Here is a 21425-nt window from a genome sequence, read left to right as displayed (position 1 = left end):
GGAGGAAATACAAATGATTCACCCGGACCATCAAGAAGTAAGCGGGTTTCTCTATGCAGATGGACACCGTTTAAGAAACGGGGAAGGACGCGAGCTGCTGCTGCGCGGGGTAGGACTTGGAAGCTGGCTGCTTCCCGAAGGCTACATGTGGCGTTTCCCGGAACAGGGGGACCGTCCGCGACGGATCGAGGCGATGATTACCGGGCTTATTGGTGCTGACAGGGCGGCGGAGTTCTGGGAGACCTATTACGACCGTTACGTGGCCGAAGCGGATATTGTGCGGATTGCCGAAGAAGGCTTCAACTCGGTCCGGATTCCGATTAATGCCCGCTATATCCTGCGGGAAGAAGAGGGGGAGTCCGGCTGGCATGAGGAGCATCTGGTGCGGCTGGATCAGGTCATTGGCTGGTGCAGGGAGCACAGAGTCTACGCCATTCTGGATCTGCATGGAGCACCCGGCGGCCAGACCGGAACGAATATCGACGACTCCGCGCAGGATCTGCCGGAGCTGTTCACGGATGAGTCCAACAAGCAGTTGACTATCGCCATCTGGCGGATGCTCGCGGAGCGGTATAAGGACGAATGGATCGTAGCGGGCTATGACCTGCTGAACGAGCCGCTGCCGGACTGGTTCTCTCAGTACAATGACCAGGTGATGCCCCTGTACCGTGAGATTATCACGGCTATCCGGGAGGTCGATGCGCGGCATATGATTATTCTGGAAGGCGTGCACTGGGCGACGGACTGGTCGATCTTCGAGGGATTGCCGGGCAATGAACTGCCGGACCCTAATCTGATGCTGCAGTTTCACAAGTACTGGAACAATCCCGATACTGCGAGCATTCAGAAGTATCTCGACGCAAGAGAGAAGCTGAATGTGCCGCTGTTCATGGGCGAGGGCGGGGAGAACAACAAGGACTGGTACACCGGTGCGTTCCGCTTGTTTGAAGATCACGGCATCTCCTGGAACTTCTGGACCTGGAAAAAGCTCGACACGGATAACTCCCCCTGTTCCATCATTCTTCCGCAAGGCTGGCATAAGCTGGTCAGCTATCTGGAGGGAGGCGCGAAGCCGGAGCGCGTCGAGGCGCAGGCGATCCTGGACGAATATTTGCGCAATCTGAGCCTGGACAACTGTGTGTACCATGCGGACGTTGTCCGCTCCTTGTTCCGGCGTCTGCCGGTACGGATTCCTGCTATTTTTTATGGCTACAAGGGGAGCGGTGTCAGCTTCGGACGCGCTCCCGGCAGGCTGGCTCCGGCAGGCGCCGGCTTCCGGGAGGAGGATGGAATGGACTTCCGCTTCGTGGAAGGAGACCGGACTGCACCGAATTTCCAGCATGGCCGCGGTCAGTCCTGGCTGCCTGAGGAGAGGCTGTGTGTCGTACTGGCAGAGGGTGATTGGGCGGCGTATGAATTTACGGCTACCGATCGGGATTCGCAGGGAGATGCGGAGCGGCTGAGCCTGCTGGACCGGCCGGAGCCGCAGGACCCGCGGGGCTTGGAAGACAGGCAGGGCCTGGAGGACTGGCGGGAGCCGCAGGGCGCGCAAGACTCGGAGGACACGCAGGGCATGGTGGATTCGCAGGTCTTGCAGGAGGCGAAGACTTCGCTGGCTCTGGAGCTGCGGGTGCTGATGAGCGGGGTGGACAGTGAGCTGATGGTGAAGCTGGACGGTCAGGAGGTCGGCCGGGTTCACGGTGCTGCCTCGGACTCCGGGCAGAACTGGCAGACGGTGGGGATCCAGAGCGGCCAGCAACTGGAAGCTGGAACACATGAGCTGACAGTCAGCGCTGCGGCTGGTGCGGTAGCTATCGAGTGGCTGGATTTGCGGTAGTGCAAAGGTACTGTAAAGCTACAAAGAAGGTGCAGTATGGATACAGCGAAGGAACGGTGAGGGGCAGTAAAGGTAGTAAAAGTGGAATAAAGGCACATTCAAGGCACATTCAAGGCACAGTAAGGATACCGCGAAGGAACGGCGAGGGTGCAGTAAAAGTAGAGTAAATGGTAGGGTAGAGGTAATGTAAGAATAGAATATAGTTAGAGTGCAAGTAAAGTTGAGGTACAGCGAAGGTACAGTAAAGGTACAGTAAAGATACAGTAAAGATACAGTAAAGGTACAGTATTGGAACGCATGCAAGCATGCATGTCTGCGCTGATAGATCATTCAGGATCATTCAGCTAATGTGATAAGGCCCGTGAATTGCGTTCCCGCAGTTTACGGGCCTTTTTGTATGCAGTAATACTTTGTTACCTCAGGAATTTCCTCATTCATCCGCTTTCCGTGGCAGGGAGCGGTTGACTTTTTGTGAAATCCTGCACAAAATACAACATTTCCCTCCTAATATCGACTCAAATCCAATATTGTTGTATCAAGTGCAACATTTTTCCTGTTTCAGACGGCTTAACAGAATTATTCTTGTATTTTATACAACAATCCTTCCAGACACCCGGTTATCGATGAATTGAAGTTGTAAAACGTACAACAATTTTGTCCCAGTGCGTCCAGAGTGTCTCCGTGCTACCGGCAATGAATCCAACGCAAGCAATTCACGTTTTCCGCCAGTCCTACAGCGATCGTTCAGTAACTTGATTGGTTATTGTCTAAAGTGCGGCTTTACAGACTAACGCTGCCGGGACTGCCACTGCCGGTCATCCATGTTGCTTCGCCGGTCGTTCCTCTGGTCGGTCGTTCCCCTGTGATCCGGCTCCAGCAGGATAGTAAATTTGTTCTATCAATTCCTTAAATCCGTTCCTGGCTGCGCCGCGGTTCCCTTGTTATTCTTAACTTGTAAACGATATCAATGCAAAGAGGTGAATTCCTTGTGGCGCATTTCCCGGCTCCCCTGAACCGTACCCCAACGCCGAAGAGCGCATACAGAGCTAAGGTGTGGAAGCGTATATGGAGCATGCGTGTTCTGTATCTGATGCTGCTTCCCGGTGTAGCCTACTACATTATTTACAAGTATATTCCCGTGTACGGAGTGCTGATTGCCTTCAAAGATTATGACATTTTGAGCGGGATTTTGCGCAGTCCGTGGGCAGACCCCTGGTACAAGCATTTTCAGTTTTTTTTCGAATCGCCTTATTTCAGTCAATTGCTCACGAACACCTTCCTGATCAGTCTGTACAAAACAGTCTGGGGAACGATTCCTGCCATCGGCGTGGCTCTGCTCATTCACGAAGGCCGCAGTCTTTGGCTGAACCGGATCGTACAAACACTGAGCTATATGCCCCATTTTCTGTCCTATGTCATTATCTACGGCATTGCTATTGCCTTTCTGTCCGAAACCTCCGGCCTCGTCAACCGCTGGGTGGTGGAGGCGGGCGGGAACGGCATTCCGTTTCTGACCTCGACAGCTTATTTCCGCAGTGTGCTGGTGGGAACCGATGTCTGGAAGGATCTTGGCTGGGGGGCTATCATTTATCTGGCAGCCATGTCCAGCATTGATGCTACTCTGTATGAAGCGGCCCGCATCGACGGCGCGGGAAGGCTGCGCCGGATCTGGCATGTGACACTGCCCGGCATACGTTCCGTGATTATCCTGCTGCTGGTGCTGAAGGTCGGCTCCGCACTGGATGCCGGTTTCGAGCAGATTTACATTATGTACAATCTCCAGGTAATGCCGGTGGCAGATATTATTGATACCTGGGTATTCCGGGTAGGCTTGGAGCAACTGAATTTCAGCCTGGCGACAGCGGTCGGATTGTTCAAATCCTTGATAGGACTTGTGCTTATATTCCTGTCTAATAAGCTGGCCCGGAGATGGGGGGGCAATCTGTGGTAAGCCGCGGAAACGAACGCTATTTCGATTATTTCATTAATGTCCTGCTGATATTGCTGGCCGTGATTTCCGTCTTTCCCTTGCTGTATGTGTTCGCCGTATCCATTACGCCCTACAGCGAAGTGCTGCGCAACGGCGGTTTTGTGCTGATTCCCCGCCGGATTACCTTTGAGGCCTATAAGGCGCTGTTCGGAATGGATGCCATTCCCCGCGCCTTCCTCGTGACCAGCTTCGTTACGGTAATGAACACACTGATCAATCTGGTCCTGACGGTGCTCATGGCCTACACCTTGAGCCGAAAGCATCTGGTGGGCCGCAGCTTCTTCATCTTCCTGATCGTGTTCACCATGATGTTCGGCGGCGGCTTGATCCCGACCTACCTGGTCGTAAAAGGAACAGGCCTGCTTAACACGGTCTGGGCGATGATTATTCCCGGGGCGATGTCGACCTGGAATGTGCTTGTGGTCAAAACGTTCTTCGAAAGCCTGCCCGAAGAACTGTTCGAATCGGGACGGATCGACGGTGCGGGCGAATTTACGGTGCTGCTGCGGCTGGCCCTGCCGCTCTCCATCCCGGTGCTGATGACCATCGGCTTGTTCTGTGTCGTAGGCAGCTGGAATACCTTCTTCAGCGCCGTCTACTATATTACTGACCCCGGCTTGAATCCGCTTCAGGTCATCATCCGCGGTCTGTTATTATCCTCCGAGCAAATGGAATATAATGCGGACATTGTGCTGCCGACAACGACCTTGCAGATGGCTTCGGTAGTGGCGGCAAGCCTGCCGGTCATCTTGGTCTATCCCTTCGTGCAGAAGCATCTGACCAAGGGCATGCTGATCGGCGCCGTGAAGGGGTAACGGATTGTTCCCGGCGCCGCTGAAGCCATTTGCGGTGCCGACTCAATACAACATTTGGTATACGAAAGGGGAGAATCACTATGAAACAAAAGAAGCGTATTCCAGCTGAACTGGCCTGTGTATTAACAGCGGGCCTGCTGCTGGCTGCCTGCGGAGGAAGCCCGCAGTCAGATTCTTCCGCTACGGAGGGGCCAGGCTCATCAACAGACGCTCCGGCGGACACCCGGGCGGAGAAGGTAGCTATCGAGGTCATGCGGGTAGGCTGGAACACCACCACCCAGATGCCCAAAGAACAAGATAACTTCGTGAAGAAGACGCTGGATGAGAAGCTCAATATTGATCTGAAAATGACGCTGACCTCTTCTGCGGATGAATTCATTCAGAAGCTGAATATCCGGGCGGCGGGCAGCGACCTGCCCGATGTGATCCTCTTCAATGGGCGGAATGAGTTCCAGGAATATGTCAAGAAGAACATTCTGCTTGATCTGGAGCCGTATAAGGAGAAATTGAAGCCCGCAGCGGATGCCATCGGGGACAATGTGTACAGCCGGGTGGAGGTTAACGGCAAGCATTACGCCATATCGCTTAATCCCCAGAGTAACTGGAATTTATTCTGGATACGCAAGGATTGGCTGGATAAGCTGCAGCTGCCGGTTCCAGAGACCCTTGATGAAGTGTTTGAGGTTGCGAAAGCGTTTACCGATCAGGACCCGGACGGGAATAACAAGAAAGACACGTTCGGCATCACAGGCAGCCTCGGCACTCTGGTCCATTTGATCAACCTGCAGCATGGCGTCGCCGACGCGCTGTATATCAAGGACGGGAAGATGGTCAACGGCATGTTCGAACCGGAAATGAAGGAAGCGCTGGCTTATACTCAGAAGGTGCTGAATTCCGGCGTGGTCGATCCGGAGATTGCCAGCAACAAGGGCGACAACGCCAAAGACAAAGCGTTCCAGGGCAAGGCCGGCATTATCATCAGCGACTGGACGCAGATTATGAAGGACAATGAAGTGGAGAAATGGAAGGGCGCCAATCCGGATGCGGAATTCCTGATGCTGAACAAGCTGCAGGGACCCAAAGCGAACATTCTTGCCGCCATGGATAAGTCCAGCGTATCCGGCATCGTAGCCATCTCACGCCAGGCCGCCCAAGACGAAACCAAGCTGAACCGCATTTTTGACCTTATCAATTATACAGCCTCCGGTGAGGGCTCCGAGCTTGTGCAGTTTGGCCAGGAAGGTGTACATTTCACCAAAGAAAACGGCAAGCCGGTGATTACGGACCGGTCCGCAGAGGCGGCATTCACCTGGGTCTACCAGCTGGCCGGCCGGCCGGAAGCGGAATATCTGAGCACCAAATTTGCCAAACAGATTGACTATATTCAGGTTAGCGAACAGGTTGAAGTGCTGGATACCTACAACGGGTTTGTTGTTTTCCCGCAGAACTACAACGCAGCCGACGCCGACCGCTTCAAGAATGAGGAAATGCTCAAATTCCAATACGGCAGAACAAAGCTGGAGCAATACGACAGCTTCCTGGAGAAGCTGAACACGACCTTCAAGTACCAGATCTTCCAGGACAGCGCAATGAAACAGCTGCAGGAGCTGGGTTATGCGGAATGAACAGGATAAACCTGCGGAGCCCGGCAGTTGTGATATACTGTAGCATGAATTTACGGTAATGATAACCGGGAGGGAAGACGATGGGAGGCTGGAAACGCATATGGCCACAAAAGTTCAGAAACCGCTTGTTTGCCGCTGTTGTGATCTTCCTCCTGCTGCCCTTTTTCCTGCTGCAAATCTATAATTACCGGATGATGGAACGGACAGTGTCCCGCGAGTTTCAGGAAAAGGCCATCGAGCAGCTTAACGTGGTTAACGACGCCTTGAACAACGAGATCAATAAAGCTTTCCTCTATTATGTGTACCTGGAGCGGGACCCGTATACCCGCTCCGTATTGCTGTATCCGGGACAATTCAATCCTGCGGAGAAAGCGGTATTCCTGCAAAGCACCGCCCGTCCGGCATCGCTGGAGCTGCCCGCCCAGATTACCGTCACGCTGGCTGACAGGTCCGGCACGCTGTACCACACCGACGGGCTTGTGCAGACCGGGCAGGAGCATGCCGATTTTGCCTCGGAGAGCGGGTTTGCCGGACTCGGTGCTGAGGGAGACTCCTTCCGCTGGGTGACCGGCGAGGATTTGTCCATGTATGCAGTATTGCTCGATAACCGGCAGCAGCCGTTCGGTTATCTGCGGATTAATTTTTATTATGACGGCTGGCTTGCCGAAGCGTCGCAGGATCTGCTGCTCCAGCAGCATTATGTATTGATGGACCAGGGAGGCCAACTGCTCAATTCCTCCGATTACTTCCGGGCGGTGGACCGCACGGCCATCCAAGAAATGATCCGTGTTCCGGCAAGAGAGGAACCCATGCAGCGGGTTGATTATGAGAGCTCGTCGATTTTGACGATCAGCCCGCTCTACAATTTGGATTGGTATCTGGCCGCGTCCATGCCGCTGAATACTTATCTTGGGAATATGAAGGAACTGCGGGAGCAGAATTTCAATTTCTCCCTGCTGTTGTCCGGCGGCTTCCTCCTGCTTACCTTCCTCATCGCCGGTGCCATGTCCCGGCCCATCGCGCTGCTCCGGCGCAAGATGGCGTTATCCGCACAGGGGGAATTGAATACACGGGTGGAAGAATCCTTTTTTCATGGAGAGATGAGGGATCTGGCGGCTACGTTTAATACGATGATGACGGATATCGGCGGATTGCTGCAGAAGCTGAAGCTGGAGGAACGGCAGAAGGAAGCACTGCACTATCAGATGCTGACCGCCCAGATGAATCCGCATTTCCTGCTGAACACGCTGAACACGATCAAATGGATCGCCTATGAAAAGGAAGAGCATGATATTGCAGAAATATCGATTTCTTTGGGCAAATTGCTGGAAACAAGCCTTTACTCGGATGTAGAGCTGATTCCCTTGCAGAATGAGCTGGATCTGTTGCAGGCGTATGTATATATCCAGAATATCCGCTATGAGGGCAAAGTAAGGGTCACTCTGGATGTGGAGGAAGGGCTGGCCTATGCCCTTGTTCCGAAGCTGGCGCTGCAGCCGCTGATGGAGAACGCCTTCAAGCACGGCTTCTCCACGCTGCAGGAGGATTCCCGGGTCTCTGTCCGGGCAAGGAGATCGGGACGCACGCTGATTCTGGAGCTGGAGGACAACGGCGTCGGCCTTGCCCGCGCCGGGGAACACCCGGAGATTCGCGCGCGCAAAGGCATCGGAATCGCCAACATCCGCCAGCGCCTGCAGCTGCTGTTCCGGGAAGATGGCAGTCTCGTTCTTCTGGAAGGGGAGAAGGGGACAATGGCACGCATCACAATCCCGTTATTGATTGCAAATCCTTTCCAATCCGGAGGTGCAGAGCATGTGGAAAATTCTTCTGGTTGAAGACGAACAGTTTGTCCGGCGCAAGCTGCTTAAACTGGTGGACTGGGAAGCTTATGGCTTCAGTGTGGCAGGTGAGGCTTCCGACGGAGAGGAGGCTTTGCAGCTGATGCATCAGCTGAGACCCGATCTTGTCATTGCCGACATTCTTATGCCCCGCATGGACGGACTGGAATTGCTGCGGCAGACGCGCCATGCCGGGCTGGACAGCCGGTTTGTCATGCTGACCTGCATGGGCGAGTTCGAATATGCCCGCAAAGCGCTGGAGCTGGGAGCCAGCGGGTATGTGCTCAAGCTGTCGCTGAGCATCCCGGAGCTGCAGGAGATGCTGCTTAAGATCGGCGAAGATTTGTCTGCCTCGCGCAGGCAGCGGCATGCACTGCTCGGGCAGGAATTCGACCGCTATTATCCCCTCGTCTGGGAGGCGGTGAAGGCGGGACAGGAGACAGCGCCGCCAGCGCCTCCGGCATCCTACCGGCGGCTGCTCATGGTCTCCTGCATCGGGACCGCCCGGCCGCTGCTGGCAGCCGTCCTGGAAGCCTGCCCGCCAGACACCTGGACGGAGGAGGTGTGGACCGGTTCTTTTACGGCAGACGGCTGTACGACCTGCTTCTTCTGGTCTGAAGGCAGCCTTAGGCTGCCCGGCAAGCTTGCAGCGGGCCTGCCCCTTCAGGCTGTGGCCTGCGGTCCGGTTCCGCCAGGTCTCATCCATGCGGAGTGGACCCGGCTCTACCGGCAGCTAAACGACCTCTGGTACGGAATTAAGGGCAAAGCTCAGGCAGATGGCAGCGGCGCAGAGCCTGCGCCTACAGCCTCCACCGGGCCGGATGCGGCCGGAGAGCCCAAGCTTCCGCCTGTATGGGTCATGGAGAAGGAGATTGTTCTGGCCTTTGCCCAGCGGCGGAGCGCGGATATGCGGCATACAGCTTGCGCGATGTGGGAAACGTTGCGGTCAAGCCGGCTTCCTTTCTCCCTGGTGATAGAGAAGGCGGAACGCCTGGTGCGGACCTTTGCCGAAATCGGCAATCAGCCTCCGTCCGGATCTGCTCAGCGTCTGCGCGAAGCGGTAACCCACCAGGAATTGCTCGATTGCTTTTTGGCTGTGGCGGAAGAAATGCAGTTACGCATGGCCGCAGCGGAGGGGGTAACAACCAATCATCCCGAAATCAACCGCGTACTGGAATACATCCATAGCCGTTTTGCCGAGAATATCACACTGCGTGCGGTCGCCCGTTATGTTGCCATGGAGGAGCATTATCTCAGCGGTCTTTTCCGCCTGAAGACAGGGGAGACTCTCATCAGCTACCTGCAGCATGTGCGCGTGAAGAAAGCCCGGCGCTTACTCCGCGAAACAGACTTAACCGTTAATGAAATCGGCCGCAGCGTCGGATTCCCGAACGACAATTATTTTATCAAAACGTTCAAGAAATGGTCCGGACAAACCCCCGGGGCCTACCGCAGGGATGAAAGGGGGGGCGGAGACGGTACACCCGCCTTCGGGGAGGCCAGTCTAGATTCCGATCGCACTTAGCAGGGGCCATGCGTATTGCAAAAGGGCCCTGTTTTTTCGGATACAAAAATAAAGAAAGCGCTGTACAATATTTTATAACACGTGTTATACTCTCGGTGAGGTGCTGATATGGGCAAAAAAAGAGTAACCAGCTTTGACGTAGCCAAGCGGGCGGGCGTGTCCCGCAGTGTGGTATCTGCGGTGCTTAACGATACTCCGGGCATAGGGGTTGGAGCGGAGACGCGTGAAGCCGTGCTGGAAGCTATCCGCGAGCTGAATTATCATGTGGACGCCGGTGCGCGCAGCATGAAGACGGGAAGAAGCATGACGCTTGCCGCTTATGGAGATACGCGCCATCCGCTGTTCACCCGGCTGCTGGAAGGCATGCAGCGGGAGTGTGAGCTCAGCGGATATCATATTCTGCTCTGCTCTCCGCGCCATAAGGGGAATGCCAACGGCAGGGCCGAGCTGCTGGAGTTATATCACCAGCGGAAAATTGACGGGATAGTGACGCTTGACCACACCAGCTACGGGGATCAGGAGTGGGCTTCCCGCATAGGAGATGCCGGAATTCCCTATGTTTCTGTAGAAGGGTACGCGGAGGTGTCAGGCGTATATTCTGTACTGGCCGATTATTCGGGCAGTGTGGAGACCGCGCTGAATTATTTGCTGCGGGAGGGTACGCCGCAGCAGCCGGGGCCGGTCTATGCCGAGGTGTACCACGAGCATAGCGCGGATAACTGGGCGGAGCGGAACCGCCGTGACGCCTATACAGGCTGGTGCAGCGCACACGGGATGGAGCCAGTCGTGATCCGGTTGGAGGAGCACCATGGCGCATGGACAGAGTGCCTGCAGAGGCTGGCGGATAGCGGTCCGCAGCATGCGCCGCTGCTGGTCAACTGGTCAAGCGCGATTCCCGACCTGTACCGGGCGGCCCACAAGCTTGGCCTGCGCATTGGTGAAGACGTAAGGATCATGGCGGCAGATGATACGATTCAGGGCCACCGTCTCAGCCTGCCGTCTCTAAGCTGCGTAGAGATTCCCTATGTAAGTATGGGGGAGGAAGCTGTGCGCTGCTTACATACGCAGATGAACGGCGGGATGGGAGCAGGACAGGCAGAGAAGATTTGGCTGCCCGCCGTATTGCGTCCAGGAGAAAGCGCCTAGACTGCTGTGACGGGAAGTCTAGCAAGGCTTGGCTAGTGAAATTGTGGGTTGTGTTGTAAGGGAGAAGGGACCATCCTTAAGCGGATGGACCATCCTCTCTGTCTGCTTGATAACACGTGTTATATAAAAGGAGGAGAATCGGAATGGGAATGTTCTGGACTGAAGAGAAGCTTGCACTGCGGTTGAAGGAGCTGGAGGGTTACCGGTACCGTGAGGTTATTACGCTTGATGAATGGGCGGTTACTGATGATCAGGACGGAGACAATGGTGTCTATCCGTCCGCCCCGGAAGGAGACAAGAAGCTTCGTATAGGGGATTACTGGACCGGCAGTGACGTATATTTGTGGCTGCACCGCAAAATAACCGTACCCGCAGCTTGGCGGGGGAAGCGTATTGTAGGTATATTCGATTTCGGCCGGACAGGCGGTGGGAACAACAGCGGCTTCGAATCCCTGCTGTTTCTGGACGGCAAGCCGTATCAGGGTGTGGATTCCAATCATCAGGAGGTGTTTCTTGAGGAGGATGCCGCCGGCAGGGAGCTGAATTTCACCTTCCGCTTATGGTCAGGCCTGAACGGAGACGGCCAGCTGATTCCTCAGGAGCACCGGATCAAACGGGCAGAGCTGGCTTATCTGGATGAACCGGCCGACAATCTGTATTATACAGGCCGGGCGGCACTGGCTACCTATAAGCAGCTTGCCGACAGCCAGATCGAGAAGCATGAGCTGCTGATGGCATTGAACCGCTCGTTTAATATGCTGGACTGGTCAAGACCCGGCAGCGCAGATTTCTATACTTCAGTCCAGGAGGCCGAGAAGGGCCTGCTCGAAGCCCTGGCCCTGCTGGAGCAGCAGCATCCGGTTACCGTAACCGCGCTCGGCCATACCCATATTGATGTAGCCTGGTTATGGCGCCTTACCCATACCCGTGAGAAAGCGGCCCGCTCCTTCTCTACGGTGCTCCGGCTGATGAAGCAATTCCCGGAGTACATCTTCCTGCAGACCCAGCCGCAGCTCTATGCCTATATCAAGCAGGATTATCCGGAGATTTATAGCGAAATCAAGCAGCGGGTGGAAGAAGGACGCTGGGAAGCCGGAGGTGCGATGTGGCTGGAAGCGGACTGCAATCTGACCAGCGGTGAGTCGCTGGTGCGCCAGATTCTGTACGGGACGAAATTTTTCCGCGAGGAATTTGGCGTTGACTGCAAGTATCTATGGCTGCCGGACGTGTTCGGCTACAGCTGGGCGCTGCCGCAGATTCTGCGTAAGTCGGGCATTGACACCTTCATGACGACGAAGATCAGCTGGAGCCAGTATAACCGCATGCCGCATGATACGTTCCAGTGGAGGGGGATTGACGGCAGCGAGGTGCTGACCCATTTCATTACCACACCGGAGGCTCCTGATTCCAGTGCCTGGTATTATACGTATAACGGACTTATTGAGCCTTTCTCTGTGCAGGGGATTTGGGACCAGTACCGCGACAAAAACCTGAACCGTGAGCTGCTGCTCTCCTACGGCTATGGCGATGGCGGCGGCGGTGTAAACCGCGAGATGCTGGAGATGCGCCGGCGGCTGGATACCATGCCGGGTCTGCCGCAAGTGAAGCCGGGCCGGGCGGATGACTATTTCGAGCGGCTGCATGAAACGATAGAAGGCACCGATCAATATGTGCATACCTGGGACGGGGAGCTGTATCTGGAGTTTCACCGCGGGACTTACACGAGCCAGGCTTATAATAAAAGAATGAACCGGAAGCTTGAGCTGCTGTACCGCGAAGCGGAATGGCTGCAGATGCTCCTTGCAGCGGAGACAGGCGGATTCTCACAATATCCTGCAGAATCGCTGCTGGAAGGCTGGCAGATTATTCTGCGTAACCAGTTCCACGATATTATCCCCGGCTCCTCTATCCATGAGGTCTATCAGGATTCACGGCTGGAATATGCGGAAGCAGAGCAGCTGGGCCGGGCTGCCCTTGATGCAGCGGCTGATGGACTCGTCAACCTTAATAGCCCTGCTGCGGCAGATGGTGAAAATAACCCGGCGGATACCGTGTCACACAAGGAGTACACGCTGTTTAACAGTTCTCTCTTTGAGGGTACCCGTCTGGCAGCCGTACCTCACGGGGCAGAGAATGCCGTCTGGAGAGATGCGGCAGGCAAGCCACTGACTGCCCAGCGCTCCGGAAGTCAGTGGCTGGTGGAGGTAGAAGCTGTTCCGGCGATGGGCAGTGCAGTGATCCGCGCTGCACAACCTGACGCTTCCGGAGAGAAGCCTGAACCAACCGTTCCTTTTACCTGGAAGGATTCAACGCTGACAACCCCTTATTACATTCTGGAGTGGAATGCTGCCGGACAACTGAGCCGGATCTATGACCGCAAAGAAGCGCGCGAGGTGCTGGCACCGGGCGAATGCGGCAATCTGCTGCAGGTATTCGAGGATAAGCCGAAGATGTATGATGCCTGGGATATCGATCTGTTCTACCAGGAGAAAATGCGGGAAATTACTGATCTGCAATCTGTCCGGCTGACCGAAAGCGGTCCTCTGCAGGCGGTGCTTGAGTTCAAGTGGAAGTATATGGACTCCTCCATTATCCAGAAGGTTAAGGTATATGCCGGAAGCGCGCGGATTGACTTCGAGACCCTGGCCGACTGGCATGAGCAGCATCAGCTGCTGAAGGCGGCATTCCCTGTTGCCGTGCGGGCTACAGAAGCTACCTATGATATCCAGTTTGGCAACGTGAAGCGGCCGACCCATTGGAATACAAGCTGGGATTATGCCCGGTTCGAGAGCGTCGGACACCAGTGGGCTGACCTGTCGGAGCGAGGCTATGGCGTCAGCCTGCTGAATGACTGCAAATACGGCTACGACATCAAGGATCATACGATGAGGCTGTCACTGATCAAATCGGCAACCAGCCCGGACCGGCTGGCTGACCAGGGCGAGCACCGCTTTACGTATGCCTTGCTTCCGCATAAGGGGGATTGGGCTGCGGCAGGCACCGTGCAGGAAGCGTGGGCGCTGAACAATCCGCTGCTCGCCGTCGAAGGAGGCTATGCAGCCGGTAACGGTAAGTCGCTGATTACCTGCGATGCCCCGAACATTGCCGTCGATGCCGTCAAGCTGGCCGAGGACGGCAGCGGATGCATCGTCAGACTGCATGAGTATACCGGAACACGCAGCACGGTGAATATCGGCAGTGATTACTCCGCCGTCTCCTGGCAGCTGCGCGATCTGATGGAGCGCCCGCTGGAGACCGGGGCGGTGGACGGACCGGCCATCCGCCTTGATTTCAAACCATATGAGATTCATACGGTGCATATTGTCTTTGCCTGAGCTAACCTGCCCATTCAGAATTTGGCAGACCGAAGGATCCCGGATTATGGGGATCTTTTTTTAGGTATGCGAAAAATCGAATACAATGTGCTTCCGTGAAGGTAACTCGAACTGAGGCACCCCCCTGATGCCAAAGAAAATAAAGTATATAGACTGGCGGGTACTTTCATTAAGCTAACGAGCAGGATTGTTCACACACTACACGAATATGTTAGATATACAAATTTTACTATGTTCGCAAAAAAGACGTTATCTGTAAGATCCTCAATGATTATTTTTTGAAGGGATGATTACTTTGAAGCAAGGGATCATAGTTTTTCTAAATGGAACTTCAAGTTCCGGAAAGACTTCCATATCGACAGAATTATTAAATCAGTATGAAGTCTCATTCCATCATTTATCAATTGATAATTTTTTCAATGGGCTGTTTCATGACTACATTGATTTTATTAACACAAGTATTGAATCAGCCGAAGGAGAAGATGTGCAAGTTCCGGCCCAAATCATTATTGATCCATTGATTACTTTATTCTATTCAACAATTAAATTCATGTCGGCAAAGGGGATGAACGTAGTTGTAGATACAGTAAATGATAATGACGAGCGGTTTAATACATGTCTAAGTTTATTAATCGATCATCCTGTACTATTTGTCGGAGTAACTTGCTCGAAAGAGGAACTTATCAGGAGAGAAAAACTAAGGGAAGATAGAGAGAGCGGATTAGCAATCTCACAGTACGATCAAGTTTATTGCTTTAATGAGTATGACCTTGAACTAAATACTGAAATTTTGAGACCAGACGAATGCGCCAATTTGATCTTAGATTTTATTAGATTGAATCGCGAATACTCTGCTTTTAAAAAGTTGGATAAGAGAAGTGTTGGTGTGTCATAGAAGCTATGCTTCGCGACGGGATACAAATATGCGGTGGATAATCCTTGTTTTACGGGGAGATGATCATCTGAAGCTATTCATTGATTGGCTAAACCGCAAGCGGATACGCCGATGCGAAGCCTGTAAGACAGAGCTTAATATTTATGCATATTCATCCGATGAATCACAGATTATGTACTGTGTAGCATGCAATAAGTATTATAGCAGGGCAGACCGTAGCTCTCCCATAATTAAGTATGAAGTTCCCGAGGGGCTTTTAAAGCTATGGGAAATGGACCCGTATCATAGTTGTTATACAGGGATTCCAATTAGCGAAGCATATGAGCCGAAGTGGATTAAATTTCTCCGAAGAATATTACCCTAACGGAATACTTTAGTTAAAATAAAACAGCGACCGTCCAGGACGTTTCTTGTCCGTGGCAGTCGCTGTTTCGGTTTCAAGGGCCGTTTACAGCTGCTTAATCAGCTCCTCCAGCTCATCCATCAAACCTTGTGCAAGTTCGAAATCCGTAGCTTTTAAAGCTAATTCGATTTTCGTTTCAACAGCTTTTTTATTTTGTTCCAGTTCCAGATAGTCTTTATCGAAATGCCGGGCATAAATCATCTTTTTGAATTTCTTGACCGTCATCTTTCTAATCGTCTTGCCATCAATGATCAGAACATAGTCCATCCCGTTTACCACCGAATAGAAATCATGCGAAATCATGAGAATCGCACCTTTATAGTCTTGAATGGCTTTTTCCAGTGCGATTTGTGTATAGGTGTCCAAATGGCTTGTCGGTTCATCAAGCAGCAGTACGTTCGCTTTACTGGCAGAAACTTTAGCTAACTGAAGCATATTTTTTTCGCCGCCGGATAAGGATTCTATTCTTTGCTCAAGGATTTCCCCTTCAAAGCCGTAGCTTGAAAGATGCGATCTAATCTCATCATAGGTTGCGATCCCGGCATCGATGAATTCCTCTAATATTGTATTAGAATCCTTCAGAATTTCGCCTTGAAGCTGGGATAAATAAGCCACTTTGGCATCCGCATGTATTTCAATTGAATCCTGATTATTGTTGAAAATCTCCCGGAGTAATGTCGTTTTCCCGGTGCCGTTTGGACCGATCAGAGCTACTTTATCCGTAGATTTGATCTCAAAGTTAACATTCTCTAACAGCAGCTCTTCAAAGGCAACGCTATAATCATTTACATGTATAACAATGCTGTCCTCCAATTCATTACCGATACCGAAACGGATGTCAGGCTGCTTAATCTCTACGAATGGAGCTTTAATTCTGCGCGCTTCCAGTCTTTCCTGAAATTTAACCCGCGCTTTCAGCGCTTTCCCTCTGGAGGCTTCTGAATTATAAGTGGCGATAGCCCTAAGATTATTGACGATGTTCTCGTTTCTCGCAATTTCTTCCTCTTCAGCGATGGTGAGCTCCTGCAGTTCAATTTTGGTTTGCAGCAACGAGAAATTGTAATCAATGTACCGCCCGTCAAACTCCTGGATCTCCATGTTTTCAAGGTGCAGGATTTTGTTGAAGCAATGATTGAGCAGATATCGGTTATGCGTAACCACCAGCAGCATGCCTTTGTGGGTATTAATAAGATTCTTAAGCGCATTTAGGTTGTCAAAATCTAAAAATACATCGGGCTCGTCCATAATCATTAAGTCCGGACTATTCAGCATTTCCTTCATCACTTGAATAAGCTTGAATTCCCCGCCGCTCAGGTCGGATACCCTAACATCCTTTAGCTTCATGAGGTTTGCCAAATTCAGCTTCTTATTAATATTGCTTTCGTAATCATTCCCGTCCATTGCATCGAAGGCGTCTAGAGCCAATTGATACTTTTCCAGCAGCGAATCCATATCCGATGATGTTTCCATCTCAGTCAAAATGGAATTTATTTCATTCTGTATTTTAATAAATTCTTCCCCTATATATTCAAAAACAGTTGTATCTTTAGTTTTGTCCGGTTGGGAAAACTGGCTTACATACCCGATTCTGCAACCCGGGTCTATCTCTAGCCTGCCATCGTACAAATATCTTTCCGGATCCATCAGGATATCGATCAATGTGCTTTTGCCGCTTCCGCTTGTTCCTATGAACGCGCAATGCTGTGCCTCTTCAAGCGTAAATGAAATGTTTGTATATAGTTCTTTTTGTGGAAATGAAAAGGATAATTGTTCCGCTTTTATCATAGTGTTACCTTTCTTTATTACAAAATTTGTCACGATCTTAGTAGGTATTGAGGAGCATAGATGTTGAGTTTGCCGTTGATAGACTAACACTATTTTCAGCTAACATCAATCATTTTGAGTACCCGCTAAAGCTTCCGCTTACTCCTCCAGCTCTTGTGCCTCCCGTTGCTTCCTGCTGAATGCCTGACGGTAGCTCCCCGGAGTAGTGCCGATAATCCGCTTGAACACCTGATTGAAGGCTTTGAGATCACGGTAGCCGGCCTGCTCGGCGACAAGCTGAACCGGTGCCTGGGGCTGCTGAACCAGCAGCAGACAGCTTTTCTGAATCCGGATATTCTGCAGATAATGATGGAAGGTCTGACCGGTATGCGCCTTGAACAGACGCTGGAGATGGCGTTCGCTCCAATCGAAGCTGCGGGAGAGGGACGTCAGCGTAATTTCCTGTGCATACTCCTGATTAACATAATTCATGATCTGCAGGAAGTGGGTCTGCTTATTCAGGGGAAACTGAACCTCGTCATGCCCCAGCCGGTATATGCTCACCAGCAGCTGGATGAACAGGGTCAGCAGGTAGCTGCCGGAACCGGTCTGCGGAAGATGATACTCCCGGTGAAGGGCCAGAAACAGGCTCTCGATGGAGCCGTTCAGATCCGTCACGGAGAATGCGGGCAGCTGATGATTACGGATCTGCTCCAGGTAGGAGGCAATCGGCGGGTCCGGGATCAAGGCGGTAAGGTTGTCCAGCAGCTCCGGCTTAAACAAACAATTGTAGACAACGAGCGGCTCCCGGAGAGTACTGGGTGAAGACGGACGGAAGACATGGGAGACCCCGACGGGAATGAAGTACAGCTGCCCCTTGCCGGTCTGCTGAGCCTTCTGCCCGATATAATGAAACCCTTTGCCTTCGGCAACGAACGTCAGCTCCATGAAATCATGGGAATGAAGCGGGAGATCATAGTTCTCGGTAGCGCGGTTCACATATAACAGGAGATTGTTCCGGAAGAAAAACTCCCCTTTTAGCGTATGATTGGCCGAATGCATCAGCTCACTCCTCTAAGCAGCAGAATGTCCTTTTTACCCCGGTGAAATGTCCATATTACAGGTCTTGCCAACCATCTGGAATTCTATAATTGTAATAGAAAGCGTTTCATATTTATAGGGGCAATCCCAGAAAAGACGGGGTGTAATGAGATGATAGCTGTTCATAAATTACGTGTGGAGTACAAACAAAATCCGCTGGGGATAGATGTGCGCTATCCGAGAATCAGCTGGCAGCTGAATGCGGATGAGCGGGATGTAATGCAGCAGGCGTATCAGCTTCAGGTAGCAACGGATCAGGACTATGTAAGCACGGTATGGGATTCGGGCCGGGTGGAGTCCGGACAATCGCTGCATATTGAGCTGAAGGAGCTGGAGCTGCAGTCCAGACAGCGTTATTATTACCGGATTAGAATATGGGATCAGCTGAACCGGCCGACAGAGTGGTCAGAGACCGCCTGGTGGGAGATGGGCCTTCTCTCGCCGGAGGATTGGGAGGCAGAGTGGATCACGGCTCCGCTGGCTTGCCTGGATACTGAGGCAGAACAGAACCCGCTGCTGCGGCGCAGCTTCCATGTAGACCGGCAGGTTATCCGGGCCAGAATGTATGTGACCAGTCTCGGTCTCTATGAAGTGGAGCTGAACGGAGCCAGAGTCGGCAGGGATGTTCTGACACCCGGCTGGACCAGCTACAGCACCCGCCTGCAATACCAGACCTATGATATTACAGGGCAGCTGGCAGCGGGGGGCAATGCGGTCGGCGCCTGGCTGGGGAACGGCTGGTACAAGGGGAACCTGGCCTGGGATAACAAAAAGAATGTGTTCGGTGACCGCACGGCACTGCTGATGCAGATTCACCTCACCTTTGCGGATGGGGATGAGCAGATTATCAGAACGGATCAGGAGTGGGCGGTATCGCCCGGCCCGCTGCTGATGTCGGAGATTTATCACGGCGAAACCTATGATGCCCGCCTGGAGCAGTGCGGCTTCAGCCAGCCGGACTATGATGATCACGCATGGATACCTGCGGAGATTCTTCCGTACACCAGGGATATTCTGCTCGCCCAGGAGAATGTTCCGGTAAAAGCAATGGAAGAACTGGCCCCCATCACACTCCTGCGCACTCCGGCCGGTGAGACTGTGCTCGATATGGGCCAGAATATGGTCGGCTGGATGCGCTTCACGGTGGAAGGGCAGGCAGGACAGGAATTTCAGCTGCGGCATTTCGAGGTGCTGGATCAGGAAGGTAATGTGTACACAGATAACCTGCGGGCGGCCAGACAGACGGTTACTTATATTACCAGAGGCGGAGGCAGGGAGAGCTTCCAGCCGCGTTTCACCTTCCAGGGCTTCCGGTATGTGCAGCTGATAGGCTTCCCAGAGAACCTCTCGCTGCAGGATTTCACCGGGGTGGTCCTGCATTCGGATATGGAGCCGACCGGAACCTTTACCTGTTCCAATCCGCTGCTTAACCAGCTGCAGCATAACATTCTCTGGGGGGAGAAAGGCAATTTCGTTGATGTGCCCACTGACTGCCCGCAGCGCGATGAACGGCTCGGCTGGACCGGGGATGCGCAAATGTTTATCCGCACGTCGGCCTACCTGATGAATGTGGCCCCTTTTTTCAGCAAATGGCTCAAGGATCTGGCTGCCGATCAGCTGGATAACGGCGGTGTTCCGTTCGTAATTCCCCACGTGCTGGATGAGAATTCCCATTCTTCTGCGGCCTGGGGCGATGCGGCTGTTATCTGTCCGTGGACGATCTATCAGTGTTATGGCGACAAGCGGATTCTGGAGCAGCAGTACAGCAGCATGCAGGGCTGGGTGGAGTATATCCGCCGGCAGGGGACAGATGAGTTTCTGTGGAACACCGGCTTCCATTTCGGAGACTGGCTGGGCCTGGATGCGAAGCCTGACAGCTACATTGGCGCTACGGACAGGGATTATATCGCAACGGCCTTCTATGCCTATTCTGCCGGGCTTATGGGGAAGACTGCGGCAGTGCTGGGCAGAACAGAAGATGAGCAGTACTACTCACAGCTGCATGTGCGGATCAAACAAGCTTTTAACCGGGAATTCATTACCCCTTCCGGACGGGTGAGTGTAGCTACGCAAACGGCCTGTGTACTGGCATTAATGTTCGGTCTGGTGGAGGGGAAGGCGGAGGAACGCACGGTTGCCAAGCTTATAGAGCTGCTGGAAGAGAGCAAATATCATCTCACTACAGGCTTCGTCGGCACGCCTTATCTGAATCTGGTGCTGGCTGGAGCAGGGCATTACGATGCTGCTTACAAGCTGCTGCTGCAGACCGATTACCCTTCCTGGCTGTATCAGGTTACCCGGGGAGCAACGACCATCTGGGAGCATTGGGACGGGATTAAGGAGGACGGCAGCTTCTGGAGCAAGGATATGAACTCGTTCAATCATTATGCATACGGGGCAATTGGCGATTTCCTGTACCGCTGCGTGGCCGGGATCGAGCAGGTGGAAGAGTATCCGGGTTATAAGCAGTTTCTGATCCAGCCGCATCCGGGAGGCGGTCTGACTTCAGCCGCTGGCGCGCTGGAATCCATGTACGGTAAGATCCGCTCCGGGTGGACGATTGATTCCGGCAAAATAGAGCTGGTAACCGTAGTTCCGCCCAACACCTCGGCTACTGTACTGCTCCCGGACGCTGCGCTGGCGGGTGTGCTGGAGAATGGGCAGCCGCTGCAGCAGGCCCGCGGCATTCATTCCGCAGAGCAGCTGGGGCAGTCGGTGAAGATTACGGTCGGCTCCGGTGAATACAGATTCGGATATGCCCTGCAAAAATAATCGGAGTAGCAGAGTTCCTGTGGAATGACAGGACTCTGCTTTTTTGTGTAATAGGAAATTATGAAATTAATCTTTATATTAGAATCCCCTGAAGGGGGGGGATAGCCTTTAATTGTATTTTCTGTAATTAAAAGATGGCAGAATTCCGGATTTTCCAGGTTAATTGTATTCTGTACAATTAAAAATAGCGGTGAGCCCCCTTTTACAAAATATGTGGATTTTTAACTGTAGAAAGTGCAATTAAAACCCTCGCAGCGCAATAATCGCCCATTTTAGTTGCACAAAATACAGTTATAGCTTAGACGGTGCGAATCCCGGCCCAGCCAGCTGTCCAAGCGGTGAGCCCGGGACTAATCAGAAAGATTACCAGTTCAAGCTA

At 52.8% G+C, this 21425-nt stretch carries 12 protein-coding genes; 10 read left to right on the top strand and 2 right to left on the bottom strand.

From position 1 onward, the window contains the following. Positions 1–13 precede the first annotated feature (13 nt). The 9 genes from PBOR_RS24305 (at position 14) to PBOR_RS24260 (ending at position 15006) form a co-directional block, all read left to right on the top strand. Positions 14–1837: a cellulase family glycosylhydrolase gene (locus PBOR_RS24305; RefSeq protein WP_052429621.1), complete on the top strand. Its 1824-nt coding sequence runs from the start codon at positions 14–16 to the stop codon at positions 1835–1837. Between the two features lie 1072 nt (positions 1838–2909). Next, complete coding sequence (locus PBOR_RS24300; RefSeq protein ID WP_245648294.1) at positions 2910–3788, top strand: ABC transporter permease; 879 nt, start codon at positions 2910–2912, stop codon at positions 3786–3788. Then, positions 3782–4642, top strand: coding sequence for a carbohydrate ABC transporter permease (locus PBOR_RS24295; RefSeq protein ID WP_245647887.1), 861 nt, complete (start codon positions 3782–3784; stop codon positions 4640–4642). Before PBOR_RS24300 ends, PBOR_RS24295 begins: the two co-directional genes overlap by 7 nt. An 80-nt stretch (positions 4643–4722) precedes the next feature. Further along, positions 4723–6267 carry an extracellular solute-binding protein gene (locus PBOR_RS24290; RefSeq protein WP_042216156.1) on the top strand — a complete coding sequence of 515 codons (1545 nt, stop codon included), beginning with the start codon at positions 4723–4725 and terminating at the stop codon, positions 6265–6267. An 80-nt stretch (positions 6268–6347) separates the two neighbouring features. Then, on the top strand, positions 6348–8102 hold the full coding sequence (locus PBOR_RS24285; protein ID WP_042216154.1) for a sensor histidine kinase: 1755 nt from the start codon (positions 6348–6350) through the stop codon (positions 8100–8102). Continuing rightward, positions 8080–9630, top strand: coding sequence for a response regulator transcription factor (locus tag PBOR_RS35685; protein ID WP_052429620.1), 1551 nt, complete (start codon positions 8080–8082; stop codon positions 9628–9630). The genes PBOR_RS24285 and PBOR_RS35685 overlap by 23 nt, the downstream gene beginning before the upstream one ends. 108 nt (positions 9631–9738) lie before the next feature. After that, positions 9739–10776 (top strand): LacI family DNA-binding transcriptional regulator, encoded by a 1038-nt coding sequence (locus PBOR_RS24270; RefSeq protein ID WP_042216152.1) that lies wholly within the window; start codon positions 9739–9741, stop codon positions 10774–10776. A gap of 149 nt (positions 10777–10925) precedes the next feature. Then, a complete protein-coding gene (locus PBOR_RS24265) occupies positions 10926–14111 on the top strand; it encodes an alpha-mannosidase (RefSeq protein WP_042219852.1) in 3186 nt (1061 codons plus the stop codon). A gap of 295 nt (positions 14112–14406) precedes the next feature. After that, a complete protein-coding gene (locus PBOR_RS24260; RefSeq protein ID WP_042216150.1) occupies positions 14407–15006 on the top strand; it encodes a chloramphenicol phosphotransferase CPT family protein in 600 nt (199 codons plus the stop codon). A gap of 448 nt (positions 15007–15454) precedes the next feature. Here PBOR_RS24260 and PBOR_RS24255 read toward each other — a convergent pair whose 3' ends face one another. Together PBOR_RS24255 and PBOR_RS24250 are read right to left on the bottom strand one after the other, a co-directional pair. Further along, a complete protein-coding gene (locus PBOR_RS24255; protein WP_042216148.1) occupies positions 15455–17194 on the bottom strand; it encodes an ABC-F family ATP-binding cassette domain-containing protein in 1740 nt (579 codons plus the stop codon). Between the two features lie 138 nt (positions 17195–17332). Further along, on the bottom strand, positions 17333–18235 hold the full coding sequence (locus PBOR_RS24250) for an AraC family transcriptional regulator (RefSeq protein ID WP_042216147.1): 903 nt from the start codon (positions 18233–18235) through the stop codon (positions 17333–17335). Positions 18236–18385: 150 nt separating this feature from the next. Between PBOR_RS24250 and PBOR_RS24245 the strand changes: the two genes are divergently transcribed. Continuing rightward, positions 18386–21046 (top strand): glycoside hydrolase family 78 protein, encoded by a 2661-nt coding sequence (locus PBOR_RS24245; RefSeq protein WP_042216145.1) that lies wholly within the window; start codon positions 18386–18388, stop codon positions 21044–21046. The last annotated feature ends 379 nt before the right edge of the window (positions 21047–21425 follow it).

It is taken from the genome of Paenibacillus borealis, from assembly GCF_000758665.1.
Taxonomy (GTDB): domain Bacteria; phylum Bacillota; class Bacilli; order Paenibacillales; family Paenibacillaceae; genus Paenibacillus_AQ; species Paenibacillus_AQ borealis.
This window is presented reverse-complemented; position numbering and strand designations above follow the sequence as displayed.